This is a genomic window from Streptomyces sp. NPDC040545 (assembly GCF_055595065.1).
Map to the genome: position 1 here is coordinate 39,709 of NZ_JBVIWA010000005.1, position 24,518 is coordinate 64,226.

Genomic DNA, 24,518 nt, shown 5'->3' on the forward strand with positions numbered 1-24,518 from the left:
GGCCCGCCGATTCCACGGAGGTACACCCCCGATGAGCACCACGTCCCACACCAGGGCGCGTCGCCGCGACCGCCGGGTCTATCTGCGCAGCCATCCCCTGCTGTTCGGGCTGCTGGCCGCCACCCGGGGCCGTCCGGTGCGCCGGCTCGGCCGGACCCTGCTGGTGCACGGCCCCGAGGCCTACCGGGAGGCCCTGACCCGGCTGCCGCTCGACCGGACGGCGGCCGGTACGACGGGCGCCGCCGCGCGGACGGCCCTGCTCGCCGGCGGGGGCGGCGCCGGGGGTGTGCTCTTCGACCAGGAGGGCGGCGGGCACCGCGCGGACCGGCGGGGCCTCGCGAGCTCCCTGGGCAGCGCCGGGGTCGAGGATCTCCGGTCGCTCTGGCGGCCGTTGCTCGTACGCCGGCTCGCGCCGCTGGACCGGGGCGGCGAGGTGGACCTCGCCGACCTCGCGCGGGAGCTCTCCGGGTCGGTGGTGTGCGCCCTGCTCGGGTCCGGGGCCGACCCGCGGGCGGTCGCCGGGGCGGCGGCCGAGGCGGCGGCCGCCGCCGTACGCAGCCATCTGCCGGGGCCGCGCCGCCCGCGCGCCGAGGCCGCCGCGGCCCGCGCCGCCGACCGGCTCCGCCGGCTCCTGGGGCCCGCCGGCGAGGCCCTGCCGGCGATGGTCGCGGTGGCCGCCGTCAACACCACCGTCGCCGCGCTGCCCCGGGCGGTGGCCTGGTGCGCCGACGCGGGGCTGTGGGAGCAGGCGGCGGACGAGGCCCTGCGGCCGGTGCTCGCCGACGAGCTGCTGCGGGTCACCTCGGCCTCGCCGCTGCTGCCCCGGGTGGCCGCGGCGGACGGGGTCGTGGGCGGCTGCCCGGTGCGCGGCGGCGACCGGCTGCTGCTGGTCGCCCGGCACGCGGCTGGGGCGCACCGGCGCGACCCGGACGCCGAGCGGCCCGCCGGCCCGGCCGTGGACCGGCTGGTGTTCGGCGCCGGACCGCACGCGTGTCCCGGGGCCCGGCTGGCCCGGGCCCAACTGGCCGACGTCCTGGGCGCGCTGGCCCCGTACCGGCCGGTGGTGACGCGGGCCCGGGTGGACCGGGGGGCGGCGCTGCCCGGCTGGCGCGTACTGACCGTACGGGCAGGGGTCTCCGGGGCCGGGTCGTGATCGCGGTCACGGGCGCGAGCGGCTTCTGCGGCGGGCACGTGGCCCGCGCCGCCGCGGCGGCCGGCGCCGAGGTGGTGTGCCTGGGGCGCAGGCCGGGCCCGGTGGGCACGCACCGCTTCTGGGACGCCGCCTCGGAGCCGCCGGACCTGGCGGGCGTGGACCTGGTGGTGCACTGTGCGGCGGCCGTCGGCGATCCGGCCCCCGGCTCGCGGGCCGCGGCGCTGATGCGCGCGGTCAACGTGGACGGCACGCGGCGGCTGCTCGCGGCGGCGGGCGGGCGGCCCGTGGTGTGGGTGAGCAGCGCCAGCGTCTACGATCCGCGGCACGACCGTGGCCTGGTCGGCGAGGAGCACCCGCGCGCCGGGCAGTTGAACGCCTACGGCCGGACGAAGGCGGAGGGCGAGGCCCTGGCCCTGGCCGCCGGGGCGGTGGTGCTGCGGCCCCGGGCCGTCTACGGGCCGGGCGACACCACGCTGCTGCCCCGGCTGCTCTCCCGGGTGCGGGCGGGCACCCTGCTGCTGCCCGGCCCGGATGTGACGCTCAGCCTCACCGCGGTGGAGAACCTGGCGCGGGCCTGTCTGACGGCGGCGGCCTGGGCGCCGGGCGCGTACAACATCGCCGACGGGGAGCCGTACGGCCGCGACGCGGCGGTCCGCGCGGTCCTGCGCGCCCATGGCGTCCGGGCCCGGATCCGGCACCTCCCGCTGCCGGTGGCCGCCGCGGCGGCCCGGGTCGCGGAGGCCGTGGCGACGCTGGCCGGGGCCGAGCCGGCCCTCAGCCGGTACGCGGTGGACCAGCTGGCGCACCCGGTGGTCCTGGACCTCACCCGGGCGCGGGCCCAGGGCTGGGCCCCGCACCGCGGCCTGGCGGACCACCTGGCCTCGGTGACCGGGGCCCGGCCGGGGTTCAGCTGCTGACGGCCGCCGGGGCCTGCGCCTTGGCGATGAGCAGGTCGAGCAGCGCGAGCAGGGAGCCGCGGACGTCCGTACGGGAGCGGGCGTCGAGCATGAGGACGGGGGTGTTCGGATCGCGCAGGTGCAGCGCCGCTCCGATCTCCTCGGCGGTGTAGGGCTGTTCGCCGTGGAAGCAGTTCGCGCCGACCACGAACGGCAGTCCGCGGCTCTCGAAGAAGTCCACGGCCGGGAAGCTGCGGTCCAGGCGCCGGGTGTCGACCAGCACGATCGCTCCGAGCGCCCCGTTCAGCAGGTCGTCCCACATGAACCAGAAGCGTTCCTGTCCGGGCGTGCCGAACAGGTAGAGGACCACACCGGCGTCGGTGAGGGTGAGCCGGCCGAAGTCCATGGCCACGGTGGTCACCGTCTTGGACTCGATGCCGTCGAGGTCGTCGACGCCGATACCGGCGGACGTCAGCCGTTCCTCCGTGCGCAGCGGCTCGATCTCGGAGATCGTCTCCACCAGGGTCGTCTTCCCGACCCCGAACCCGCCGGCGACGAGGATCTTGACCGGGGCCGGTTCCCGGTGGGCGGTCGCGGTCGTGTCATATCCGGGCAAGGCTGTCCCTGATTCTCATGAGCAGGTGGACGTCGGTGGTCTCGGCGACCGCCAGGGGCGGCCGGTGGTGGATCAGCCCGCGGTCGGCGAGTTCGCCGAGGAGCAGCGTCATGGGGGTGAGGCGGATGTGCATCCGCGCCGCTATCTCGGCGACCGCCCGCCCGGCCGGCGGCGCGCACATCGCGAGGATCTCCTGCCACTCGGTGGGCAGGGTCCCGTCCACCTCGCCGTCGGCCGCCGCGGTGATCGTGGTGTCCATGGTGAGGACGGAGTGCGCGGCGGCCGTACGCCCATCGGTCAGGGCGTACAGCCGCGTCCGGCGGCGGCCCCCCGGCTGCGGCTGTGGCTCGTCCTGCGGCATTACGCGGACGGCTGGCCGCGCTCGGGGGTGCCCAGCCACTCGCCGAGCGCCTGGGCGGTCCGTACGGCCTCGCCGCCCAGCTCCCCGAGCCGCGCCTTGCGGGAGGTCACCACGATGAGCGTGCTGCCCTCGCCGCATCCGACGATGCAGAGATACCGGTCGTCCATCTCGACGAGCTGGCGGATGACGCGGCCGCCGTCGATCTCCCGGGATATCGCCTTCATCGTGGACGCGATGCCGGAGGCCGCGGCCGCCATGCGCTCGGCCTGGGGCTCGTCCAGCAGGTAGGCGCTGAGCTTGATGCCGTCGTTGGAGAGCAGCACGGCCCCCTGGACGCCGGCGATCCTGCTCAGGTTGTTGTCGAGGACGCTGTAGATCGCGTCGTTGGATGCCGCGGTGTTCGGTGAGGTGGTCATGGCTGATCCCGTCGGAGCTCTTCTTCCACTGTCTGGGTCCCCTGTTCGTAGTCCGCCCAGGCATCGGCCACCTCTTCGGGTGTCGCGGTGTCGGGCCGGACGACGGTTTCCTGCGCGCGGGGCTCGCGCAGCTGTTCGGCGATATGGGTCTGCGGGACGCGCTCCGGGAGGGCCGGGCGGACCGCAAGTGCGGGTACGGGTACGGGTACGAGTGCGGGCACGGCCGCGGGCGCGGGAACGGCTGCGGGCACGGCCGCGGGTGCCTTCCTACGGCGGCTCGGCAGCCCGGCGCTCGTGTGCACGACCGGCTCGGGCTCCGGGGCGGCCTCGGGGGCGGCCTCGGCGGCGGGCTCGGGCTCGCGTGCCGCGGGCAGGCTCGGCACCGGGGCGGCCGGGGCGGTGACCCGGGGCGGGGCCGGGAGCAGTTCCAGGACCCGGGCCTGCGGCTCGATCTCGCGCGGGGCCTGCCCGTCGGTCGCCACCAGCAGCTGCCTGGGCAGGATCACCACCGCCGAGGTGCCCCCGTACACCGAGCGGCGCAGGGTGACCGTCGCGCGGAGCTGGTCGGCGAGGTGCCCGACCACGAAGAGGCCGAGCCGGTGCGCGTTCTGCGCCAGCACGGAGTACGGCGGGGCCTCGTGCAGGCGCCCGTTCATCTCCTCGTAGCGCTCCGGGCTCACCCGCGGCCCGCGGTCCTCGATCTCGACGGACAGCCCGTCGGTCACGAGTTCGGCGCGGATGACCACCTTGGACTTCGGCGGGGAGAACCGGGTGGCGTTGTCCAGCAGTTCCGCGAGCAGGTGGCTGATCTGGCTGATCGCCCTAGGTTCCACGCTGGTCTCGTCCAGGGCCTGCCGCTCGATGCGCCGGAAGTCCTCGACCTCCGCGGCCGCTTCGCGCAGCAGGTCGGCGACGCGCATGGGCTCGGTGTGCGGGTCGGGGACCTCGCCGCCCGCCAGGATGAGGAGGTTCTCGATCTGCCGCCGCATGCCGACCGTCAGCTGGTCGGCGCGCATCAGCTCGGCGAGCAGCGCCTCGTCGTGGCCGAAGGTGTCCTGGAGGTCCTCGGTGAGGCTCAGCTGGCGGCTGACCAGGTTTCCGGTGCGCGAGGCGATGCCCGAGGCGAACAGGCCGAAGCCGTGGCGCTCGGCGGCGAGCTCGCGGTGTCCGTCGACGGACACCGCGACGGCCCGGGCGAAGGCGTCGCTGATGCGTCCGACCTCATCCCGGTCCCCGCTCACGGCCGGCAGGGCCTCGGGGTCCACGGTCTGCCCGCGCCGGAGCCGGGCGACGACGTCGGGCAGGGTCTCCTCGGCGACGGCCACCGTGCGTACGTGCAGGTCGTGCAGGCGGCGGAGCACCGACCGGGTGGTGAAGACCACCACGACCACGACGGCCAGCAGGCCGCTGGCGCTGCCCCCGATCAGCCAGGCGACCTCGGTCTGCAGCTCCGCGGCCTTGGCCTCGCCGCGGGCGAGCACCGAGCGCGCCAGGTCGATGTTGAGCGTGGTCATCTGCACGGAGAAGTTGGCGTGCGCGGAGGACCAGCCGCCGACGTCGGCGGGCAGCCTGATGCCCGAGACGATGTCCTTGTGCCCGGAGAGGACCGCGCTCTCGATGCGCGTCTTGGTCTGCCAGTCCGAGGAGCCGACGACCCGCTCGTAGGACTGCTGGTCCCGGTCCGTCAGATGCGGCACGATCAGCGCCTCGTGCAGGTACCGCTGGGCGCCCAGGGCGCTGACGAACTGGTCGTAGCCGACGAAGGTCAGTTCCCCGGACGGCCCGGCCAGGGCCAGAACGGTGTCCTCGCGCGCCACCATCTCGGTGGCCTGGAGCATCGACACCACGGGACGGCTCGCCTGGGCGAGTTCGGCGTCCTCGGCGTGGCTGAACTCCTGCTGGTAGACCTGGATGACCTTGCCGATCACCTCGGAGTAGTAGGCCAGCGTGCTGTCGGCGGCGCCGCTGCGGGTGTCCGCGCGCTGCCGGTACCCGGCCAGCTTCTCCAGTTGCCGGGTCACCTCCGCGAAGGACCGCGAGGGGTCGACGGCCAGCCGGCGGAACTCGGCCGCGGCCAGGTCCGTGGCCTCGCGGCGGACGCGCAGTTCGCCCTCGGACCCGTCGGTGCCCGTCCACCGGGCCGCGGTCGCCGTCCGCTCGGCCTGCATGTCGACCATGAGCGTGTAGAGGGGGGCGCCGACCTGTTCGGCGGCCGCCACGTCGGACCGGAGCTTCTCCGACTGGGCCAGCAACCGTTCCGCGGTCACCGCCACTTGGGTGCCCATCGCGACGGTGGGGACCACGGCCAGCCAGATCAGCAGGGTGCGCAGACGCACGGAACGCCACCGACGGGTCGTCGACTGCCGTCGTACGCCTTCGGGTTCTATGGGAGACATCGGTCCTCGCGAGCGGGGGACGGCGGGAGGCCGATCATAACCAGACAGGGCGGAGATTCGGATAGGTGTCTTCCGAGCCCGAAGCGTGCTACTTGCGGTAAATCATCGCAGGCCAGAGATCGGATCGGAATCGAACCGCGACGTACTCGACACCAAGGCCGCCCCGGCCTGTTCCGGCCGCCGGTCAACCGGTGGAGGTCAAGGGTGTCCGGTGGCAGGGTGAGGCCCATGCCGTCGCACCACGCCGAGCAGCTGGTCCGCGAGCTGCACGCCTCGCTGGCGCTGCGCAGACGCCCCGAGGACATCGCCCAGCTCGTCCAGGACCTGTTCGCCGCCCGCCGGGCCGATCCCGATCCCGCCACCGCCGAGGCCCTGGAGAAGGCCTCCCGGAACTCCCTGCGCCGCCTCTGGCACGGATACACCTCCATGCTGGAGGAGTTCGCCGCGCCCGTCGGCGCGCGCCGCCAGCTCGTCCGCGCCACGGCGCTGTTCGCGTCCGTTCCCGAACTGCCGGACCACCCCACCTAATCTCCTCCCATGAGCATCGGCGTACACATCCCGGAGTACATGGAAGACTGCGAGCTGGTCGCGGGCGAGAGCCTCGCGAGCGACCCCGCGTTCTGGCTGGCCCATGTCCTGTTGACGATGGGCGATCCTGGTGAACCGCCCGAACCGTACGGGGTGGACGCGTCGGCCTACGACGAGATGGTGGACCGTCTCGGTGACCCCGGACAGCCCTGGCCCGTCCTGAGGGTCCGCTTCGGCGGCGGGCACACGGCCCATGCCGTCTATGCGAACTGGGAGGACCAGAACGACGTCGAGTTCTTCGTCCGCCATCCCGCGTGGGGCCGCCTCGGCCATCTCGGCCAGTGCGGCGCGGACGAAGCCGGCCCCGGCCTGTCCTGGACGGAGCTCCTCACGCTCGCCGCGAGCACACAGGAAGGCGGTGAGGGTTTGACCGATCCGTCCGAGCGTCTCCTCCTCCTGCTGCCCATGCTGGGCGACGCCGACATGCCCGGCGAGGCGTACGACACCGTGGCCCGCGCGCTGTCCCGCTGCGGGATCCGCGCGGAGGCGGCCGGCGGGCTGGCGGCGATGCTGCTCGGGGAGCAGGACCTGGCCGGCAGGCCCCGTTGGGCCTCGGCCGGCGACAACCCGATCGCCGTCTGCCCCTCCCCGTACAGCCCCCGCCAGGTACCGCTCGCGCTCGGTATCACGCCGGCCCGGTCCCAGGCTCTGGCCGCCGCCCTCGGCAGCCGGGTGCACGAGGTACCGGGCTACCTGGCATCGGTGGCCGGTCGGCGGGTCAGCGATCCCTGAGGCTCGCTCCGTACGAGCTTTCCGGCAGCGCTCAGCAGCCGCGCCGGCACGTCCGGCCGCTGTCGGCCGCGCTGCGCGAGGTGGTGGCGCAGGGCCGGGTCCGGGGCGCACCGGTAGCGTTCGAGGTAGTAGGCGATCTGGTCGGACCAGACCCAGAGGCCGTCGGTGCGGAAACCGGCGGGCTCGGCCAGCGTGGGCGTGTAGCCGCGGGGCGCCTCCAGCTGCCGGAGCCGTCCGCCGACGGCCGCGGCGTCCGGCGGCCGGGCATCATCCCCCTGCGATCACAAGGCCGGCCCCTGATCTCACATGCTGACGACCGCGGGGACAAAGGGAGATGGGACTGCGGGACTGCTCACGATCTCCGGGTGGAGGCGGGTTCGAATCCGCGCAGCGAGCGCCGGCGACCGGTTCCCTGCGGGAGGTGGGCCCGAAGGGAACCGGACGGGGTCAGCTCTCCTGGCCGCCCGGGGTCAGGCGCAGGGAGATGCTGTTGATGCAGTACCGCTGGTCCGTCGGGGTCGGGTAGCCCTCGCCCTCGAAGACGTGGCCCAGGTGGGAGCCGCACTTCGCACAGCGGACCTCGGTGCGGACCATCCCGTGCGAGGTGTCCGCGATCAGTTCGACCGCGTCGGTGTCCTTCGGGTCGTAGAAGGACGGCCAGCCGCAGTGCGACTCGAACTTCTCCGACGAGCGGAACAGCTCGGCCCCGCAGCCGCGGCAGGAGTAGACGCCCTCCGTCTTGGTGTCCGTGTATTCACCGCGGAAGGCCGGCTCGGTGCCCGCCAGGCGCAGCACCTGGTACTCGGACGGGGTCAGCTCCGCCTGCCACTGCTCGTCCGTCTTCTCGACCTCGTAGGACATGACTCTCCCGCTCCCTCGTACCTTCAGCTCGACAGCCGGGCGAGGATGGCCGGACCGAGGTCCGTGACGTCGCCCGCGCCCATGGTGAGAACGAGATCACCGGGCTTGGCCATTCCCGCGATGGCGTCGGCGACGGCCGCCTTGTCGTGCTCGGCGGTGACGTCGGCGCCCGCGGCCCGTGCGGCCGCGATGATCAGCTCGCTGGTGACGCCGGGGATCGGGTCCTCGCGGGCCGGGTAGATGTCCAGGACCAGGGAGGCGTCGGCGAGGGCCAGCGACCGGCCCATCTCCTTGCCGAGCTCCTGCGTGCGGGAGAAGAGGTGCGGCTGGAAGACGACCAGGATCCGGGAGTCACCGGCGGCTCCGCGGATGGCCTCCAGGTCGGCGGTCATCTCGGTGGGGTGGTGCGCGTAGGAGTCGATCACCTGGACGCCCGCGGCCTCGCCCTTGAGCTGGAGGCGGCGCTTGACGCCGGTGTACTTGCCGAGCGCGCTCGCCAGGTTGTGCGCCGGGATGCCGAGCGCCACGCCCGCGGCGAGGGCCGCGACGGCGTTGTGCGCGTAGTGGCGGCCGGGGACCGAGACGGTGAAGGTGAGCATCCGGCCGTCCAGGATCACGGTGACCTCGCTGGTCAGGCCGCGCGGGGTGATCTTGGTGATCCGGACGTCGGCGCCCTCCTCCTCGCCGTACGTGACGACGGTGAGGCCCTCCCGGCCGGCGACCCGGCGGGCGATCTCGGCGGCGCCCTCCTGGCCGTGGGCGACGACGAGGGTGCCGCCGGGCACGACCTTGCCGACGAAGGTCTCGAAGGACTCGTAGATCTCGTCGATGGAGGCGTAGTTCGCGTGGTGGTCGAGCTCCGCGTTGAGGATGATCGCGACCTGCGGGGTGTACTTGTGGAAGGTGCGGTCGCTCTCGTCCGCCTCGGCCACGAAGATGTCGCCCTCGCCGTGCTGGGCGTTGGAGCCGGGGGCGTCCAGGTCGCCGCCGATGGCGTACGAGGGGTCCAGGCCCAGGGCCGAGAGGGACACCGCCAGCATCGAGGTGGTGGTGGTCTTGCCGTGCGTGCCGGCGACGGCGATCGGCCGCAGCCCGTCCATCAGGGCGGCCAGCGCGTCGGAGCGGTGCACGACGGGGATGCCGAGCTCGGCGGCACGGGCCAGCTCGGGGTTGTCGGCGCGGATCGCGCTGGAGACGACCACGCAGGTGGAGTCGGCGGCGAGGTTCCCGGCCGCGTGTCCGCCGTGGACCGTGGCGCCGTGGGCGCGCAGCGCCTCGGCGGTCTCGGAGTCACCGCGGCTGTCGCTGCCGGCCACCTGCGCGCCGCGCTGGGCCAGGATCTTCGCGATGCCGGACATGCCGGCGCCGCCGATGCCGATGAAGTGGGGCCGTTCCATGGCGGTCGGCAGGCCGGGCTTCATTCAGGTCGCTCCAGGATCGTGTTTCTTGCGGGTGCGCGTGAGGCTCTGACTGGCCCCAAGCCTATTCGTTGTGGGCGAAGAGCTTGAGCACGGGAACGCCGACCTTGTGGCGGGCGCGCGAGGCCCAGTCCCGGTGGAAGAACTCCTCCACGAAGTGCGGGGCGGTCAGGACGATCACCTCGTCGGCCTCGTGCTCCTCCACGACGGACTTCAGCTTGTCGAGCGGGTGGTCCTCGATGATCTGCCCGACGGCCTTGGCGCCCTTGGCGCGCAGCGCGTTCAGGGAGTGCGCGAGGGCGTGCGCGGCGGGGCCGAGGGCGTCCTCGCCCTCGGGTTCGTCGCCCTCACGGATGGCATCGGGGAGCTCACCGAGCGCTACGTCGTCGATGGCGCGCAGCAGTCGGTCCTGGTCGCCCCGGGGTTGCATGAGCACGATGAAGGAGACCGCGTCGTCCCCGTGCAGGTTGGTGACGAAGTCCACGTCCACCGCGGTCAGCGGCTGCTCGATCATCAATACGCTCGTGAACACGGACGCCCTCTCCTTCATGGGCCGAGGCCGGCCGGCCGGCCCCTGCGGAAACCATCCTGCCCCGCTGTCGCACGGGGCCCTGCGCAGACATACCTGCCCAGTTATGTGCCCAGCGGAAGCAAAGCGGAACGACAAATTCCGCGTCTTGTCAGATCCGACGGTAGCTCGTGAAGAGGAACCCGGCCTCTTCCAGTACGCAGGCGGGCGCGAGCCGGTGCGGAACCGTGACGGAGGGGCCGCCGGCGATCCGCTGGGCGCCTCCCGCCACGAGCATCGGGGAGATCGTCAGGCACAGCTCGTCCAGGGCGTCGGCGGCGACGAACTGGCCCAGGAGCCGGGGCCCGCCCTCGGTGAGCTGGCGGCGCAGCCCGCGCGCGGCGAGCTCCCGTACCGCCCGGGCGGCGTCCACCCCCGCGCCCTCGCCGGCCACCACCACCTCGGCCCCGGCCGCCACGGCCTCGGCCACCCGGGCGGCGGGCGCGGCGGCTCCGGTGAGCACCAGGGTCGGCACCAGCGGGGAGGTGAACAGGGGCAGCGAGAAGTCCAGGTCCATGCTGGCGGTGACCACGGCGATGGCGGGCGCCGGGCCCTGCCCGGAGGCGGCCCGGCGGGCGGCGAAGGCCTCCCGGGCGCGGGCCGGGCGGTAGCCCTCCTGGCGAACCGTTTCCGCGCCGACGACCACCACATCGGCCAGCGCCCGCAGCGTGCCGAAGATCCGCATGTCGCTCTCGCCGGAGATGGGCTGCGAGCGGCCTTCGTGCTGGGCGCCCCCGTCCAGCGTGGAGACCATGTTGGCCCGCAGCCAGTGGCCGTCCGCCTTGAGCGCGGGGTACGCGTAGGCCTCCGCGAGTTCGTCGAGCGACCACTCCCGGTCGGCCCGGTCCTGGGGCGAGGCTGATGTCTGATCGGTCACAGGGAACAGGCGTCGCATCGGTGCAGTGTGCCACGCCCCGTAGAGTTGAGAGCTGTGTCGACTTCTCTCTCCACCTCCGGTTACACCTCCGGCCGGCCCCCCATAGCCGACGCGGGGCCCCAGGCCCTCTGCGCGCGCGAGCCGCGGGTGCCCGCCGAACGGCTGGTGGCCGAGATGGTGCCGCCGCCGCGGTTCGACTCGGTGCGCTTCGACACGTACAACCCCGACCCGACCCAGCCCAGCCAGTCCGAGGCCGTCACCGTGCTGAGCGGTTTCGCCGCCGGTCTGGGCGGCGCGCACGCCAGCGGCGCCGGCAAGAAGCGCTGGTTCTCGAAGAAGCCGGCCGCCCCCGTCGCCCCGCGCGGGGTCTACCTCGACGGCGGCTACGGCGTCGGCAAGACCCACCTGCTGGCCTCCCTGTGGCACGCCACCCCGGCCGAACCCGCGCTCAAGGCCTTCGGCACCTTCGTGGAGCTGACCAACCTGGTCGGCGCGCTCGGCTTCCAGCAGACCGTGCAGACCCTCGGCGGACACCGGCTGCTGTGCATCGACGAGTTCGAGCTGGACGACCCGGGCGACACCGTTCTGGTGTCCTCGCTGCTCAGTCGCCTCGTCGAGCAGGGTGTGGCGCTGGCCGCCACCTCCAACACGCTCCCCGGCAAGCTCGGCGAGGGCCGCTTCGCCGCCGCCGACTTCCTGCGCGAGATCCAGGGGCTGTCGGCGCACTTCCGGCCGCTGCGGATCGACGGCCAGGACTACCGCCACCGCGGTCTCCCGGAGGCCCCGGCGCCGTTCTCGGACGAGCAGGTCACCAAGGCCGCGTACGCGACCGAGGGCGCGAGCCTGGACGACTTCCCCGGCCTGCTCGAACACCTGGCCCGGGTGCACCCCAGCCGCTACGGCGCGCTGACCGACGGCCTCACGGCGGTCTGCCTGACCGACGTCGGCCCGGTGCCGGACCAGTCGACGGCGCTGCGGCTGGTGGTACTGGCCGACCGGCTGTACGACCGCGAGATCCCGGTGCTGGCCTCGGGTGTCCCCTTCGACAAGCTGTTCAGTGAGGACATGCTGAACGGCGGCTATCGGAAGAAGTACTTCCGCGCCATATCGCGGCTCACCGCCCTGGCGCGCGACGCGAAGCCCCTGGTCTCCCAGTAGGTTTGGGGACGCCGGGCCCTTCCGGGAGCCCGGCCGTTTCCCCCATCTTCGAAGGGATCACCATGGCCACCACGCGTACCGCGCACACCGTCTGGGAAGGCAACCTGCTCAAGGGCGCCGGCACGGTCAGCCTCGACTCCTCGGGCCGGGGCTCGTTCGAGGTCTCCTGGCCCTCGCGCGCCGAGGCCGCGAACGGCAAGACCAGCCCGGAAGAGCTGATCGCCGCCGCGCACTCCAGCTGCTACTCGATGGCCCTCTCGCACGGCCTGGACGGCGCCGGCACCCCGCCCACCCGCCTGGAGACCAAGGCCGATGTGACCTTCCAGCCGGGCGAGGGCATCACGGGCATCCACCTGACGGTCCGTGCGGAGGTCCCCGGCCTGGACGCGGAGGGCTTCGCCGCCGCGGCCGAGGACGCCAAGAAGAACTGCCCGGTCAGCCAGGCCCTGACCGGTACGACGATCACCCTGAGCGCGGAGCTCGTCTGATCGCTCCCGCTCCGGCGGGGGTGCGGGCCGCAGATCGCGGCCCACACCCCCGTCAGGCGGTCGCCAACTGCGGGATCAGGCGCATCGCGTTGTCGTGGTAGATCCCCCGCAGCTGCTCCGGGGTGAAGGCCGGGTCGGCTTCGAGGGCGGGCAGCGCCAGGTCCATGACCGTGTCGGCGGGGGCGGCGGGCCAGTCCGTGCCGAAGAGGACGTGGTCGGCCGGTACGTGCTCCAGCAGGGTCGCGGCGGGCGCCATGGGGCCTGCCGTGTCGTAGTAGAAGCGGCTCAGGTGGTCACGGACGGCGGCGGGTTCGACGGGCGGTTCGCAGAACCGCCCGAGGGCCTGCAGACGCGTCGCGATGTACGGCAGGAAACCTCCGGCGTGCGGCAGGACGACGGAGATGTCCGGGAACCGGTCGAGCGTCCTGTGGCTGATCATGTTCACGGCGGCCCGCGTGGTGTCCAGCAGGAAGTCGCACATGAAGTTCGGGATGCCCGGAACCGTCGACCCACCGGGCGGACCCGACGCACCGGGGCCGGACGGACCGGACCCACCGGGCGGGCCGGACCCACCGGGCGGGCCGCACGGGCCGTCCGGAAGGTTGTGCGGGTGGGTGTCCACCACGGCGGAGAACTCGTTCAGCTCGTGGAACAGCCGGTCGTAGGCGGGATCACCGAGGTACACGCCCCCGTAGTTGGCCGTCACGTTCACCCCGACGGCCCCGAGCTGCCCGAGCCCGCGGCGCACGGCCCATGACGAGGCCTCCGGGTCGTCCAGGAACAACGGCACGTAGTACGAGAACCGTCCCGGATACGCCAGGGCCACCTCGGTCATCGACTGCAGCGTGATGTTGATGGCCTCGCGCAGCTGCGCCGACGACCGGTAGCGCGCCGGCAGCATCGGTTTGAGGACGGCGGTCGTGATGCCCGCGCCGTCCATGAAGCGGATCGCCGCATCGGTGCCGAGCCGGCTCCACGGGGGCAGCCGCTGCGGATCGATCAGTTCGTGGTGCGCGGCCCAGTCGCGCCACTGGGGCGCGCAGAAGTGATGATGCATGTCGATCTTCGAATGGCCCGCGCGCGCCGCGTCCGTATCCGGTGCGGAGTGGCCCCGCGCGACCCGGATGACCTCGCTGGTGCCCACGGCGGCGATCCGCAGTTCGTCCGCCGGCGTCCCCAGGAGGCGCAGTGCGGAGGTACTCCCGGAATCCGTCATGCCAATCCACCGCCCATCGGGTCTGGGTTACCTGCTGGAGGCCACGGAGGCCAGGGACGACTCGTCCGGGTCCGCGCCGGGGCGGTGCGGCTCCAGGACGAGCCGGAGGTGTTCGAGGCCCCGGAACGCCGGCACCGGACCCTTGAGCCAGGCCCTGCCGGTCTCCTGCGCGTCCGCGAGCTCCATGTCCGGGAACTCCCGCAGGAGGGTGGTGAGCGCGATCTCGAGTTCGAGCCGCGCCAGGGGTGCCCCCAGGCAGTAGTGGGTTCCGTGCCCGAAGCCCAGGTGCGTCCCCTGGAGACCCTCCCGCGTCACGTTCAGCTCGTCGGGGAGGTCGAACTTCTCGGGGTCCCGGTTGGCCGAGGAGATCGCGATCTGCACGAGGGAGCCTTCGGGAATCGCCGTGCCCCGGATCTCGGCGTCCTGCGCCGCGTACCGGAAGGTCGACGTCTCCACCGAGCCCTCGAAGCGCAGCATCTCCTCGACCGCCCGCGGGACGAGCGCGGGGTCCTTGCGCAGCAACGCCGCCTGATCGGGGCGGAGCAGCAGGTTGAGGACGCAATTGCCGATCTGGTAGGCGGTGGTCTTGTGGCCGGCGAAGAACAGGACCCACAGCGACGCGACCAGTTCGGGATCCTCCAGCCGTTCCTCCGCCTGGAGGAGGTCGCTGAGGAAGGAGTCCGACGGGTGCTCGCGCGTGTCCGCGATGAGCCGCTCCAGCCGGTGCTGCAGCCGCTCCTCGGCCGCCTTCAGCTCCGCCCTCCTGCTGGGGTCGAACCGGGAGCGGGTCACCACCGCGAACTGCTCCAGGATCTCCGGGCGGTCCTCCTGCGGGATGCCCATCAGCTCGCACAGGACCGCGACGGGCAGCGGGAACGCGAACGCGGCCATGAGGTCGACCGTGCCCGCCTTGCGGCATTCGCGCAGGATGCCCTCGGTGATCTCGGTGATCCTCGGGCGCATCTGCTCCACCCGCCGGGGGGTGAAGGCGCTCCGCAGGACGCGGCGCAGCCGCGTGTGCCGGGGCGGGTCCGAGAAGAGCACGTTGTCGTCGAGCGCGTCGAAGAAGCTGCCGTACACGGCGTGGTAGGTGTCGATGGCGCCGTGCATGTTCTTGCTGAACCTGGGGTCCGACAGGGCGTCGCGGGCGTCGTCGTAACGGGTGATGAGGTACGTCTCGATCCCGTGGGGAGGGGTCAGCCGGCACACCGGGTCCTGCTCGCGCAGGGCGGCGTACATCGGATGGGGACACTGCCGGTACTCCGGCGCGCCCCGGGACACGGCCGACACGATCTCGTGCAGCTCTCCGCCGCCGTCCGGTGCCGCATCCTGCTGCGCCATGGTCCGTACCCTCCGTCGCACTCGCCTGCTGGGGACAACACCGGTTCCCCGTGCGGATGCGTCGCGAAACGGCGCCTTTCCCGTTCGAGTGAGCCGCCGGTGCCGGGGGCCGGGGCGGGTCCGGGTGCGGGTCCGGCCGACCGTCAGCCGATCGGCGGCCGCCCGTCCGGGCCGAGTGTGTGGCGGGCCCGGCGGCCCGGGGAAGGGCTGCAGGTGCCCCAGTCAGCCCGTCACAAGGAGCCCGCGCATGGCCCGCAGTCTCGCCCTGGCCCTCACCGCAGCCGCCTCGCTCACCCTGGCGGCCGTCACCGCTCCCCTCGCCGCCGCGGACACGGGCCCCGGCCGGGCCAAGGGCGACCTCGCCCGTACGTACGCAGCGACCGCCCGGTACCAGGTGCACGCCAACGCCGTGGCGGACGGCTACAAGCCCGACCAGTACTGCGTCGTCGACAAGGCGGGCCCGGGCGCGCTCGGTTACCCGCACTTCAATCACAAGTACGACAACTCCCTCGACCCGGCGAAGCCCGCCGCGCTGTTCTACGAGGACGACGGGCGCGGCGGCAAACGGCTCGTCGCCGTCCAGTGGCTGCTCTACGACCGCGACCAGAAGCTGACGACGGACGACGACCGCCCCACCATGTTCGGCATCCCCTTCAAGGGCCCCAAGCCCGGCAACTTCCCCGGTCAGCCGGTGCACTACGCCCTGCACCTGTGGCTCTGGAAGAAGAACCCCGACGGCCTGTTCGAGACCTTCAACCGGGCGGTGACCTGCCTTCCGGGCACCACCCGCCCCAAGCCGTCCGTCTGATGCCGCCCGGGGAGCCGCCCAGGTCCGTCACCCGGCGCAGCCTGCTCGCCGCGGGCGGGATCGCCTTCAGCGGGGCGCTCGGCGCGCTGTTCGCCGGCGGCGGCTCCCCGGCCGCCGCCCGGGCCCCGCGGACCCCCCGCACCGACCGCGGGTACGGGCCGCTGGTGGCCGACCCGCGCGGGCTGCTCGACCTGCCCGCCGGATTCACCTACCGGGTGCTCTCCCGGGCCGGCGAGCCGCTGCGCTCCGGCGAGGGGTCCGTGCCCGCCAACTGCGACGGAATGGCCGCCTTCGAGGCCGGCGGCGGCCGCGTGCGCCTCGTCCGCAACCACGAGAACCGCACCACCGCCGCCCTGCGCGTCCCCGCCGTCCCGGGACTGACCTACGACCCCCAGGCCCTCGGCGGCTGCACCGCCCTGGAACTGGACGCGGCCGGGCGGGTCACCGGCGAGCGCGTCGCCCTCGCGGGCACCGCCGTCAACTGCGCGGGCGGCCGTACCCCCTGGAACACCTGGCTGAGCTGTGAGGAGACCGAGGACCGCGCGGGCACCTCCGGCTACACCCGCGACCACGGTTACGTCTTCGAGGTGGACCCGGCCGACCCGCACCGCTCGGGCGCGGTCCCGCTCACCGCGATGGGCCGCTTCGCGCACGAGGCCGTCGCCGTGGACCCGTACCGCGGGGTCGTCTACGAGACCGAGGACGCCTTCGTCCGGCCATTCGGGCTGTTCTACCGGTTCCTGCCGGAGCGGCCGCTCGGCGGGCTCGGCTCGCTGCGGGCCGGGGGCCGGCTGGAGGCCCTGCGGGTGCCGGGGCTCGCGGACCTGGCGGTGGTGGACGAGCCCGGGGCGGAGTTCCCGGTGGAGTGGGTGCCCGTACCGGACCCGTCGGCGGCCGGGACGCCGATCCGGCTCCAGGACTTCGGGCCGGGCGGGATCACCCACGCGCAGAAGCTGGAGGGCTGCTACTGGGGCGACGGCGGGGTGCACTTCGTGTCCAGCTTCGCGCGCAGCGGCGAGGGCGCGGCCGCCGACCACCATGGGCAGGTGTGGTCCTACGATCCGCGGCGCGCCCGGCTGCGCCTGGACGTGCGCTTCGGGCCGGCCGCCGACATCGCGCTGCCCGGGGACTCCCCCGACAACATCTGCCTGGCCCCGGACGGCGGGCTGATGGTGTGCGAGGACGGCGGCGGTGCGCAGTACGTCTTCGGGGTGACGGCGGACGGTGAGGTCTACCCGATGGCCCGCAACGCCGAGGACATCGGCCGGCCGGGGGCCCCGGAGTGGGGGGAGTTCGCCGGGGTCACCTTCGCCCCGGACGGGCGGACGATGTACGTGAACGCCTACGCGCCGGGGACCACGTTCGCGGTGACGGGGCCCTGGCACTGACCTCGCACTGACCTCGCGCTGACCTCGTACCGACCTCGTACCGACCTCGTACTGACCTCGCGCTCCCGTTCGGTCTGCTGGAAGATCGTACGGAACCGACGGGATTGGGGTGGTCAGCGATGGCCGGGAAGCAGAACGAGAAGCGGAAAGCGGAGAAGGCCGGGAAGGCCGGGAAGTCCGGGAAGTCCGGCACGCGGGAGAAGTCTCCGAAGCAGGAGAAGGCGGCCGAGCCCGGGAAGCCCCGCAAGGATGACGGCTCCGGGGCCCGGCCGCTGCGGGAGTTGCTGCGCGTGACCCCGGGCGAGCGGCCGGACCTCGGCCGGCTCGACCCCTCCTCGACCCCCGGCGGCCCTGCGGGAAAGGCGGCCGGGGCGGCGGCCACCGCTCTGCTGGCGCAGCCGCTCGGCTCCCTCCAGGAGCGGCTCTACGCGGCGAGCACCGCCGGTGACCGCCGCCGCGTGCTCCTCGTCCTCCAGGGCATGGACACCAGCGGCAAGGGCGGCACCCTCAAGCACGTGATCGGCCTGTTCAACCCCTCCGGCTGCCGGATCAAGGCCTTCAAGACGCCCACGGCGGAGGAGCTGGGCCACCCCTTCCTCTGGCGGATCAAGCAGGAGCTCCCCCGGCCGGGCGAGATCGGCATCTTCGACCGTTCCCACTACGAGGACGTGCTCATCGCCCGGGTCCGCGAGCTGGTGCCGCGCAACCGGGTGCGCGCCCGGTACTCCCAGATCAACCGGTTCGAGAAGGCCCTCGCGGACGACGGCGTGACCGTGGTGAAGGTCTTCCTCCACATCAGCTACGAGGAGCAGCGGGCCCGGCTCCTGGAGCGGCTGGACAACCCGGACAAGCACTGGAAGTTCAACGTGGGCGACATCGAGGAGCGCAGTGCGTGGCCCGCGTACCAGGAGGCGTACGAGGTGGCGATGGAGCGCTGCTCCACCGATGCGGCGCCCTGGTACGTGGTGCCCGCGGACCGCAAGTGGTACCGCAACTGGGCCATCAGCACGCTGTTGCGGGAGCACCTGGAGGACATCGATCCGCAGTATCCGAAGGGGGACTTCGACGTGGAGGAGTGCCGCAGGAGGCTGCTGGCGGGGTGAGTTCCGCCCGACCGCCTGTCGTTCATTCATCTGATCAGTTAGTCATATAGTTTGCGTACGTGACCAATTCCGTACGAAAAGTAGCTGCCGCAGCTGCCACGGCGGTGCTCGGCGCCGCCCTCGCGGGATGCGGGGGCGGCGCCGGCGCGCCGGACGCCGGCCGTGAGGCCCGTATGGGCACCCCCGCCGCCTCGGCCTCCGCCTCCGCCTCGGCTTCCGCCTCGGCTTCCGCTTCCGCCTCCGGATCGCCCGCCGCGTCCCCGCGGGCCGGTGCGCCCGCCAAGCCCCCGACCATGGCGCCGGGTCCGAACGGCCTGACCCCCGTCTTCGAACGGGCGAAGCAGCAGACCGACAAGACCGTGGCGCTGACCTTCGACGCCGACATGACCTCCGACCAGGGACCGCGCGCCGCGGACGGGGAACACTTCGACAACCCCGCGCTGATCTCGACCCTGCGCACCCTCAACGTGCCCTCGACGATCTTCATGACGGGCCGCTGGGCCGAGGAGTACCCGGACCAGGCCAGGTCCATCGGCACCGACCCGAACTTCGAGATCGCGAACCACTCGTACAGCCACCACGCCTTCAAGTCCCCCTGCTACGGGCTGCCCGCGCTCGACGCCGCGGCCGCCCGCGCCGACGTGGACCGGGCGTTCGCGGCCTTCCGGCAGGCGGGCGCGGTCAACACCGTCCCGTACTTCCGCTTCCCCGGCGGCTGCTACGACGACCAGGCGCTGCGGGCCCTGTCCACGGCCAAGGTCACGGCCGTCCAGTGGGACGTGGTCAGCGGGGACGCCTTCGCCAAGGACCCGGGCGCCGTGGCCGAGCAGGTGCTCGGCGGCGTGAAGCCCGGCTCGGTGGTGGTCATGCACTGCACGCGCAGCGCCGCCCCGGTCACCGAGGAGGCCGTCCAGCGGATCGTCCCGGAGCTGCGCAAGCGCGGCTACCGCTTCGTGAAGGTCTCCGAGCTGATCGGCAAGTAGCACGGGCCCGGGCCACGCGGCGTCGGGGTCAGAGGGCGGTTCGGGTCACGGGGATCCACAGCTGCGCCTGGGACCGCGCCGGGTCGTCCTGCGACGGGGGGGTGCGCAGGATCTCCGGGCCCGGACGGTACTCGTACGGGTTGGACGGGATCCACCGGGCGGCCACGTCGCCCCACATCTGCTGCAGTGCCTGCGGGAACGGCCCGTCGTTCTCGAACACGGCCCAGGTGCCGGCCGGGCAGTCGAGCACGTCCAGGTCCTCGGGCAGCTCGGCTGCACCGGTGATCACGGCGTGGTAGTAGTCGAGTTCGCTGCCCTCCTCGAAGCCGTCCGACAGGCGCACGGTCGCCGACACCACCCCGTCCGGCTCCTGGTCCCAGAGGCCGGAGATCCGCAGCATCGTCTCCGCGGGGATACTCCGGATGTGCTCGGCGATGTGCTGGTTGACGCCCAGGTGGATGAGCGGGACGCGGGCCTTCCTGCCGACGACCCGGAATGCTTCCTTCTCCACGAGGCGGTACCGCATGGTGCTGTTCCCTTCGACGGTGAGGCGGAAGGACAGCCGGGGCTGCGAGATCAGAGCCGCGCCGGTACGCCTGGCCTCACCGGGACCGACTCCGTGCACGGCGCGGAACGCCCGGGCGAACGCCTCCCCCGAGGTGTAGCCGTAGCGGATGGCGATCTCCAGCAGGGTCGGTTCCCCGGCCAGGACTTCCGCCCCCGCGACGGTCAGCCGCCGGCGCCGGACGTACTCCGACAGCGGCATCCCCGCCAGCGACGAGAACAGCCGGCGGAAGTGGTACTCCGACGTGACGGTGATCCTGGCCAGCACGGACACCTCGATGTGCCGGCCGAGGTGACCCTCGATGTGCTCCATGGCCTGATTCAGCCGATCCAGCAACCCCGGTCTCCTTCCTTTTCCGCCACTGACGTTAGGAGGGACCGGGGCCGCCGCACCCGACATCCTGTGCCCGCTCCGGTCGGGTGGCCCGGGCCGTTTCTAGCCGGAACAGGCGGTGCGCTGGGCTTCCTGCCACTCGCACACCGGGCAGAGCACTACGCCCGGGGTGGCGACCCCGTACTCGGTGGGCTTCCCGCACTCCAGGCAGTCCGCGTACGGCGGTCCCGCCACCCGTCCCGCCGGGGCGGCGGGTGCCGGGCAGTACGACGGGGGCTGCTGTGACGGGGTCTCTTCCGGCCGGTCCATGCGTACGAGCCTACCGGCGGACGGCTTGCGGACAACGGCCGACAACGGCCGACGACGGCCGGACCACTGCCGCCGGAGTACTGGTAGGAAACTTTCCTTCCTGTTAGTGTCCCGGGCGGCGGCTTGGCGCGGTGCCCCTCCCCACGGGCATGACGCGCTCAGTGAGAGCTCTGACCCGGCCGCCGTGGCGCCGCCCCCTGCCCGCCCCGCGGGTGGGTGCGGCGCCCCGCGCCAGTGTCCAGCTCTCGCCGCCCCTCAAGGCAGGGAGTTCCAGGTATGCGCCTGAACCGCCTGAACGCCTCCGCTCACCCCCCTCTGTTACGCGGCAGACTTCGCCCCCTCCTCCTCACCGCCCTCACCGGCCTCGCCGCCCTCACCCTCGTCGGCGGGCTCCTCCTGGCCTGGCCCGGACGGGCCGGGGCTGCCGCCGACCCCCTCATATCCCGCGGGAAGCCCGCGACCGCCTCCTCCTCCGAGTCCTCCTCGCTGGGCGCGAAGAACGCCTTCGACGGCGACCCGGCCACCCGCTGGGCCAGCGCCGAGGGCAAGGACCCGCAGTGGATCCGGGTCGACCTCGGCGCCGGGTCCACCGTCTCGCGGGTACGGCTCACCTGGGAGGCCGCCCACGCCAAGGCCTACCGGGTCGAGGTGTCCGCCGACGGCGCCGCCTGGACCACGCTCGCCACCGAGACCGCCGGCAACGGCGGCACCGACGACTGGACCGGCCTGTCCGGCAAGGGCCGCTACCTGCGCGTCCAGGGCACCGCGCGCGGCACCTCGTACGGCTACTCGCTCTTCGAGGCCGAGGTGTACGGCACCGCCGGGGACGGGCCGCCGCCGGGCGGCTCCTTCACGGTCGTCGCCGCCGGTGACATCGCCGCGCAGTGCACGGCGTCAGACAGCGGCTGCGCCCACCCCAAGACGGCCGCACTCGCCCAGCGGATCGACCCGAAGTTCTACCTGACGATGGGCGACAACCAGTACGACGACGCCCGGCTCTCCGACTACCGCGCCTACTACGACAAGAGCTGGGGCGCCTTCAAGGCCAAGACCCGCCCGGTCCCGGGCAATCACGAGACGTACGACCCGGCCGGCCCGCTCGCCGGGTACAAGTCGTACTTCGGCAGCATCGCCTACCCGCAGGGCAAGAGCTACTACAGCTTCGACGAGGGCAACTGGCACTTCGTCGCCCTCGACTCCAACTCCTTCGACCAGGCCGCCCAGCTCAACTGGCTGAAGGCCGACCTCGCCGCCAACAGCAGGCCGTGCGTCGCCGCCTACTGGCACCACCCGCTGTACTCCTCCGGCGGGCACGGCAACGACCCCGTCTCCAAGCCGGTGTGGAAGATCCTCTACGCCGCCCGGGCCGACCTGGTCCTGAACGGGCACGACCACCACTACGAGCGGTTCGCCCCGCAGGACCCCGAGGGCCGGGCGACCGCCGACGGGATCGTGGAGATCGTCGGCGGGATGGGCGGCGCCGAGCCCTACCCGATCGAGGAGGTCCAGCCCAACAGCCAGAAGCGGATCAGCGGACCGTACGGCGTGGTGAAGCTGGACTTCACCGACTCCGGCTACGGCTGGACGTACGTGGCCACCGACGGCCAGGTCAAGGACACCAGCCCGAAGTACAGCTGCCACTGATGTACCTGGCCGCCAACGGCCGCCCGGACGCGCCGCCCCGCCCCCCAGGGGCCCGGCGGCGCGTCCCCGCCGCCGTCCTCGCGCTCGGCGCGGTCAGCCTCGTCACCGACATCTCCTCCGAGATGGTCACGGCGGTACTGCCGCTCTACCTCGTCCTGGGGCTGGGCCTGACCCCCCTCCAGTTCGGCTTCCTGGACGGCATGTTCAACGGAGCCACCGCCCTCGTCCGGCTGCTCGGCGGGCGGCTCGCCGACCGCCGCGGCCACCACAAGCGCGTCGCCGGCGCCGGCTACCTGCTGTCCGCGCTCTCCCGGCTCGGACTGCTCCTCGCCGGGGGCGCCACGGGCGGGATCGCCGCCGCGCTCGCCGCCGACCGGCTGGGCAAGGGCATCCGTACCGCCCCGCGCGACGCCCTCATCTCGCTTAGCGGGCCCCCGGAGAGCCTCGGCCGGTCCTTCGGCGTGCACCGCGCCATGGACACCACCGGCGCGCTGCTCGGGCCGCTCGCCGCGTTCGCCGTGCTGTGGGCGACCGCCGATGCCTACGACGCGGTGTTCGCCGTCAGTTTCTGCACCGGGCTGCTCGGTGTGCTGCTGCTCGTCGTGTACGTGCCCGCGGCGCCGCAGGCGGCCGCCGCTCCCCCGGCCGGGCCCCGGCCGGCGCGCCGGCCGGTCCTGCGCGACCCCGCGTTCCGCCGCGTGCTCGGTGCCTCGGCCCTCCTCGGCGCCACCACCATCGGCGACGCCTTCCTCTACCTGCTGCTCCTACGCGGACTCGACCTGCCGCCCGCCCTGTTCACGCTGCTGCCGCTCGGGGCCGCCGCCGTCTACCTGCTGCTCGCCGTCCCCGCGGGCCGGATCGCCGACCGGACCGCCCACCGGGCCGGGCGCCGGACGGCCTTCCTGCTCGGGCACGGCGCCCTGCTCGGCGCGTACGCCCTGCTGCTCGCCCCCGTCTCCCCGCCGACCGTCGTGGGGGTGCTCGCCCTGCTGGGTCTCTTCTACGCGGCCACCGACGGGGTCCTGATGGCGCTCGCCGCTCCCGCGCTCCCCGCGGCCGGCCGGGCGGGCGGGCTCGCGCTGCTGCAGAGCGGCCAGGCGCTGGCCCGGCTGCTGGGCGCCGCCGGCTTCGGGGCGGCCTGGACCCTCTGGGGGCCGCGGCCCGCCCTCTGGGCCGCGTCCCTCGCGCTGGCCGGTGCGCTCGCGGCCGCCTCGCGCATCCTGCCCGCCGCTCCCCCGACCGCCCCGACCGCCCCGGAGGCTCCGTGAATCCCCCGTCCCGCCGGATGCGCCTCGCCCTCGTCGTCACCGCGGTCCTGCTGCTGGCCGGCGGCTCGCTGGGCTACGTCCTGCACGCGCGGCACCGCGAACGGCCGCCCGGGCAGCAGGCCGACGCCTCCTTCGGCGCCCTGGAACCGGGCCTCTACTTCCGGGACACGGCCGGCGGGCGGATCGCGCGCCAAGGCGGCCCGGGCCTGCCGCGGGTGACCGGCGGACCGTCCTGCGACCGCTTCCACACCGCCGGGGACCATGCCCTGTGCCTGCGCAGGCTGCCCGGGGTCCCGGCCCGCACGGAGGCCCTCGTACTCGACCGGCGCATGCGGGAGCTCCGCAAGGTGACGGTGCCCGGCATCCCGAACCGGGCCCGTGTCTCGCCGTCGGGCCAGGTCCTGTCCTGGACCACCTTCACGACCGGGGACTCCTACAACACCGCCGCGTTCTCCACCCGGACGGCGATCCTGGACCTGCGCACGGGCTATCTGATCAAGTCGATCGAGCAGATCCCGCTGACCCTCGGCGGGGCCCGCCACCACGACCCGGACGTCAACTACTGGGGCGTGACCTTCGCCGCCGACGACAACCGCTTCTACGCCACCGTCTCCACCCGGGGCGCCACCCACCTCGTCGAGGGCGATCTGCGCGCCTGGGCGGCGCAGGCCCTGCGGGAGAACGCCGAATGCCCCTCGCTGTCACCGGACGGCGCCCGCATCGCCTTCAAGAAGAAGGTCTCCGACGACCCCCGGGCACCCTGGCGGCTGTACGTCCTCGACCTGGCGACGATGCGCGAACACCCGCTGTCCGAGCCGCACAGCGTCGACGACCAGGCCGCCTGGCTGGACGACGCGACCCTCGCCTACGCCCTGCCGGGCCAGGACGGCCGCACGAGCGACATCTGGTCGGCCCGCGCCGACGGCACGGGCGCCCCCACCCTCCTCGTCCCGGGCGGCTCCTCCCCCGCGAACGTGGACTAGGGGGTGTCCTGCCGGCTGCCGGCAGGACACCCCCTAGGTCAGGTGCCGC

The 24,518-nt window shown here is 73.4% G+C and carries 25 protein-coding genes; 13 read left to right on the forward strand and 12 right to left on the reverse strand.

Features of this window, described 5'->3' with window-relative positions:
• Window positions 1-31 precede the first annotated feature (31 nt).
• The gene (locus tag ACZ573_RS12615) at window positions 32-1,153 is read left to right on the forward strand and encodes a cytochrome P450 family protein (protein ID WP_471302764.1); all 1,122 of its coding nucleotides are present in this window, start codon (window positions 32-34) and stop codon (window positions 1,151-1,153) included.
• A complete protein-coding gene (locus tag ACZ573_RS12620; protein ID WP_471302766.1) occupies window positions 1,150-2,070 on the forward strand; it encodes an NAD-dependent epimerase/dehydratase family protein in 921 nt (306 codons plus the stop codon). The genes ACZ573_RS12615 and ACZ573_RS12620 overlap by 4 nt, the downstream gene beginning before the upstream one ends.
• On the opposite strand, the gene ACZ573_RS12625 is transcribed toward ACZ573_RS12620, so the two are convergent.
• From ACZ573_RS12625 to ACZ573_RS12640, 4 genes are read right to left on the reverse strand one after another with little or no spacing between them, the layout of a single operon-like run.
• The gene (locus tag ACZ573_RS12625; protein ID WP_471302769.1) at window positions 2,060-2,665 is read right to left on the reverse strand and encodes a GTP-binding protein; all 606 of its coding nucleotides are present in this window, start codon (window positions 2,663-2,665) and stop codon (window positions 2,060-2,062) included. The two genes, ACZ573_RS12620 and ACZ573_RS12625, sit on opposite strands and share 11 nt — an antisense overlap.
• Window positions 2,652-3,026, reverse strand: coding sequence for a DUF742 domain-containing protein (locus tag ACZ573_RS12630; RefSeq protein ID WP_471302771.1), 375 nt, complete (start codon window positions 3,024-3,026; stop codon window positions 2,652-2,654). The genes ACZ573_RS12625 and ACZ573_RS12630 overlap by 14 nt, the downstream gene beginning before the upstream one ends.
• The gene (locus ACZ573_RS12635; protein ID WP_030012808.1) at window positions 3,026-3,442 is read right to left on the reverse strand and encodes a roadblock/LC7 domain-containing protein; all 417 of its coding nucleotides are present in this window, start codon (window positions 3,440-3,442) and stop codon (window positions 3,026-3,028) included. Before ACZ573_RS12635 ends, ACZ573_RS12630 begins: the two co-directional genes overlap by 1 nt.
• The gene (locus tag ACZ573_RS12640) at window positions 3,439-5,778 is read right to left on the reverse strand and encodes a sensor histidine kinase (protein ID WP_471302773.1); all 2,340 of its coding nucleotides are present in this window, start codon (window positions 5,776-5,778) and stop codon (window positions 3,439-3,441) included. Before ACZ573_RS12640 ends, ACZ573_RS12635 begins: the two co-directional genes overlap by 4 nt.
• 288 nt (window positions 5,779-6,066) lie before the next feature.
• On the opposite strand from ACZ573_RS12640, the gene ACZ573_RS12645 reads away from it, so the two are divergent.
• On the forward strand, window positions 6,067-6,366 hold the full coding sequence (locus tag ACZ573_RS12645) for a hypothetical protein (protein ID WP_471302775.1): 300 nt from the start codon (window positions 6,067-6,069) through the stop codon (window positions 6,364-6,366).
• Between the two features lie 9 nt (window positions 6,367-6,375).
• Complete coding sequence (locus ACZ573_RS12650) at window positions 6,376-7,158, forward strand: hypothetical protein (protein WP_471302776.1); 783 nt, start codon at window positions 6,376-6,378, stop codon at window positions 7,156-7,158.
• A gap of 447 nt (window positions 7,159-7,605) precedes the next feature.
• On the opposite strand, the gene msrB is transcribed toward ACZ573_RS12650, so the two are convergent.
• From msrB to ACZ573_RS12670, 4 genes are all read right to left on the reverse strand, one after another.
• Window positions 7,606-8,019, reverse strand: coding sequence for a peptide-methionine (R)-S-oxide reductase MsrB (gene msrB / locus ACZ573_RS12655; RefSeq protein ID WP_471302777.1), 414 nt, complete (start codon window positions 8,017-8,019; stop codon window positions 7,606-7,608).
• Window positions 8,020-8,042: 23 nt separating this feature from the next.
• Window positions 8,043-9,440, reverse strand: coding sequence for a UDP-N-acetylmuramate--L-alanine ligase (gene murC / locus ACZ573_RS12660; protein WP_471302778.1), 1,398 nt, complete (start codon window positions 9,438-9,440; stop codon window positions 8,043-8,045).
• Between the two features lie 61 nt (window positions 9,441-9,501).
• Window positions 9,502-9,969, reverse strand: coding sequence for an indole-3-glycerol phosphate synthase (locus ACZ573_RS12665; protein WP_471302780.1), 468 nt, complete (start codon window positions 9,967-9,969; stop codon window positions 9,502-9,504).
• Window positions 9,970-10,117: 148 nt separating this feature from the next.
• Window positions 10,118-10,900 (reverse strand): pyrimidine reductase family protein, encoded by a 783-nt coding sequence (locus ACZ573_RS12670; protein WP_471302782.1) that lies wholly within the window; start codon window positions 10,898-10,900, stop codon window positions 10,118-10,120.
• 84 nt (window positions 10,901-10,984) lie between these two features.
• Here ACZ573_RS12670 and zapE point away from each other — a divergent pair, with 84 nt between their 5' ends.
• The gene (gene zapE, locus ACZ573_RS12675; protein ID WP_471303296.1) at window positions 10,985-12,040 is read left to right on the forward strand and encodes a cell division protein ZapE; all 1,056 of its coding nucleotides are present in this window, start codon (window positions 10,985-10,987) and stop codon (window positions 12,038-12,040) included.
• A 62-nt stretch (window positions 12,041-12,102) separates the two neighbouring features.
• Complete coding sequence (locus ACZ573_RS12680) at window positions 12,103-12,528, forward strand: OsmC family protein (RefSeq protein WP_030719855.1); 426 nt, start codon at window positions 12,103-12,105, stop codon at window positions 12,526-12,528.
• Window positions 12,529-12,580: 52 nt separating this feature from the next.
• Here the strand turns inward: ACZ573_RS12680 and ACZ573_RS12685 are convergent, their stop codons facing one another.
• Window positions 12,581-13,744, reverse strand: a complete 1,164-nt coding sequence (locus ACZ573_RS12685) for an amidohydrolase family protein (RefSeq protein WP_471302785.1) — start codon at window positions 13,742-13,744, stop codon at window positions 12,581-12,583.
• Between the two features lie 27 nt (window positions 13,745-13,771).
• Window positions 13,772-15,085: a cytochrome P450 family protein gene (locus ACZ573_RS12690; RefSeq protein ID WP_471302787.1), complete on the reverse strand. Its 1,314-nt coding sequence runs from the start codon at window positions 15,083-15,085 to the stop codon at window positions 13,772-13,774.
• Between the two features lie 247 nt (window positions 15,086-15,332).
• On the opposite strand from ACZ573_RS12690, the gene ACZ573_RS12695 reads away from it, so the two are divergent.
• The 4 genes from ACZ573_RS12695 to ACZ573_RS12710 all read left to right on the forward strand — a co-directional run bounded on the left by ACZ573_RS12695 (window position 15,333) and on the right by ACZ573_RS12710 (window position 19,367).
• The gene (locus ACZ573_RS12695; protein WP_471302789.1) at window positions 15,333-15,893 is read left to right on the forward strand and encodes a hypothetical protein; all 561 of its coding nucleotides are present in this window, start codon (window positions 15,333-15,335) and stop codon (window positions 15,891-15,893) included.
• The gene (locus ACZ573_RS12700) at window positions 15,893-17,281 is read left to right on the forward strand and encodes an alkaline phosphatase PhoX (protein WP_471302792.1); all 1,389 of its coding nucleotides are present in this window, start codon (window positions 15,893-15,895) and stop codon (window positions 17,279-17,281) included. The genes ACZ573_RS12695 and ACZ573_RS12700 overlap by 1 nt, the downstream gene beginning before the upstream one ends.
• A gap of 119 nt (window positions 17,282-17,400) precedes the next feature.
• Window positions 17,401-18,384, forward strand: coding sequence for a PPK2 family polyphosphate kinase (locus ACZ573_RS12705; protein WP_471302794.1), 984 nt, complete (start codon window positions 17,401-17,403; stop codon window positions 18,382-18,384).
• A gap of 59 nt (window positions 18,385-18,443) precedes the next feature.
• Window positions 18,444-19,367 carry a polysaccharide deacetylase family protein gene (locus tag ACZ573_RS12710; protein WP_471302796.1) on the forward strand — a complete coding sequence of 308 codons (924 nt, stop codon included), beginning with the start codon at window positions 18,444-18,446 and terminating at the stop codon, window positions 19,365-19,367.
• 28 nt (window positions 19,368-19,395) lie between these two features.
• Here ACZ573_RS12710 and ACZ573_RS12715 read toward each other — a convergent pair whose 3' ends face one another.
• Window positions 19,396-20,268 carry an AraC family transcriptional regulator gene (locus ACZ573_RS12715; RefSeq protein ID WP_471302799.1) on the reverse strand — a complete coding sequence of 291 codons (873 nt, stop codon included), beginning with the start codon at window positions 20,266-20,268 and terminating at the stop codon, window positions 19,396-19,398.
• Between the two features lie 99 nt (window positions 20,269-20,367).
• Entirely contained in the window at window positions 20,368-20,574 is a 207-nt protein-coding gene (locus tag ACZ573_RS12720) for a hypothetical protein (protein WP_471302800.1), read from the reverse strand.
• 276 nt (window positions 20,575-20,850) lie between these two features.
• Here ACZ573_RS12720 and ACZ573_RS12725 point away from each other — a divergent pair, with 276 nt between their 5' ends.
• The 3 genes from ACZ573_RS12725 to ACZ573_RS12735 are packed head-to-tail and all read left to right on the forward strand — an operon-like array spanning window position 20,851 to window position 24,469.
• Window positions 20,851-22,218 (forward strand): discoidin domain-containing protein, encoded by a 1,368-nt coding sequence (locus ACZ573_RS12725; RefSeq protein WP_471302802.1) that lies wholly within the window; start codon window positions 20,851-20,853, stop codon window positions 22,216-22,218.
• Window positions 22,218-23,486 (forward strand): MFS transporter, encoded by a 1,269-nt coding sequence (locus ACZ573_RS12730; protein ID WP_471302805.1) that lies wholly within the window; start codon window positions 22,218-22,220, stop codon window positions 23,484-23,486. The genes ACZ573_RS12725 and ACZ573_RS12730 overlap by 1 nt, the downstream gene beginning before the upstream one ends.
• Window positions 23,483-24,469, forward strand: coding sequence for a hypothetical protein (locus tag ACZ573_RS12735; protein ID WP_471302807.1), 987 nt, complete (start codon window positions 23,483-23,485; stop codon window positions 24,467-24,469). Before ACZ573_RS12730 ends, ACZ573_RS12735 begins: the two co-directional genes overlap by 4 nt.
• The last annotated feature ends 49 nt before the right edge of the window (window positions 24,470-24,518 follow it).

Coding starts and splice junctions, on each gene's coding strand:
- ACZ573_RS12615 (WP_471302764.1), top strand. CDS start 32: ATGAGCACCACGTCCCACACCAGGGCGCGTCGCCGCGACCGCCGGGTC.
- ACZ573_RS12630 (WP_471302771.1), bottom strand. CDS start 3,026: ATGCCGCAGGACGAGCCACAGCCGCAGCCGGGGGGCCGCCGCCGGACG.
- ACZ573_RS12635 (WP_030012808.1), bottom strand. CDS start 3,442: ATGACCACCTCACCGAACACCGCGGCATCCAACGACGCGATCTACAGC.
- ACZ573_RS12645 (WP_471302775.1), top strand. CDS start 6,067: ATGCCGTCGCACCACGCCGAGCAGCTGGTCCGCGAGCTGCACGCCTCG.
- ACZ573_RS12650 (WP_471302776.1), top strand. CDS start 6,376: ATGAGCATCGGCGTACACATCCCGGAGTACATGGAAGACTGCGAGCTG.
- msrB (WP_471302777.1), bottom strand. CDS start 8,019: ATGTCCTACGAGGTCGAGAAGACGGACGAGCAGTGGCAGGCGGAGCTG.
- murC (WP_471302778.1), bottom strand. CDS start 9,440: ATGAAGCCCGGCCTGCCGACCGCCATGGAACGGCCCCACTTCATCGGC.
- ACZ573_RS12670 (WP_471302782.1), bottom strand. CDS start 10,900: ATGCGACGCCTGTTCCCTGTGACCGATCAGACATCAGCCTCGCCCCAG.
- ACZ573_RS12680 (WP_030719855.1), top strand. CDS start 12,103: ATGGCCACCACGCGTACCGCGCACACCGTCTGGGAAGGCAACCTGCTC.
- ACZ573_RS12685 (WP_471302785.1), bottom strand. CDS start 13,744: ATGACGGATTCCGGGAGTACCTCCGCACTGCGCCTCCTGGGGACGCCG.
- ACZ573_RS12690 (WP_471302787.1), bottom strand. CDS start 15,085: ATGGCGCAGCAGGATGCGGCACCGGACGGCGGCGGAGAGCTGCACGAG.
- ACZ573_RS12695 (WP_471302789.1), top strand. CDS start 15,333: ATGGCCCGCAGTCTCGCCCTGGCCCTCACCGCAGCCGCCTCGCTCACC.
- ACZ573_RS12700 (WP_471302792.1), top strand. CDS start 15,893: ATGCCGCCCGGGGAGCCGCCCAGGTCCGTCACCCGGCGCAGCCTGCTC.
- ACZ573_RS12705 (WP_471302794.1), top strand. CDS start 17,401: ATGGCCGGGAAGCAGAACGAGAAGCGGAAAGCGGAGAAGGCCGGGAAG.
- ACZ573_RS12720 (WP_471302800.1), bottom strand. CDS start 20,574: ATGGACCGGCCGGAAGAGACCCCGTCACAGCAGCCCCCGTCGTACTGC.
- ACZ573_RS12725 (WP_471302802.1), top strand. CDS start 20,851: ATGCGCCTGAACCGCCTGAACGCCTCCGCTCACCCCCCTCTGTTACGC.
- ACZ573_RS12730 (WP_471302805.1), top strand. CDS start 22,218: ATGTACCTGGCCGCCAACGGCCGCCCGGACGCGCCGCCCCGCCCCCCA.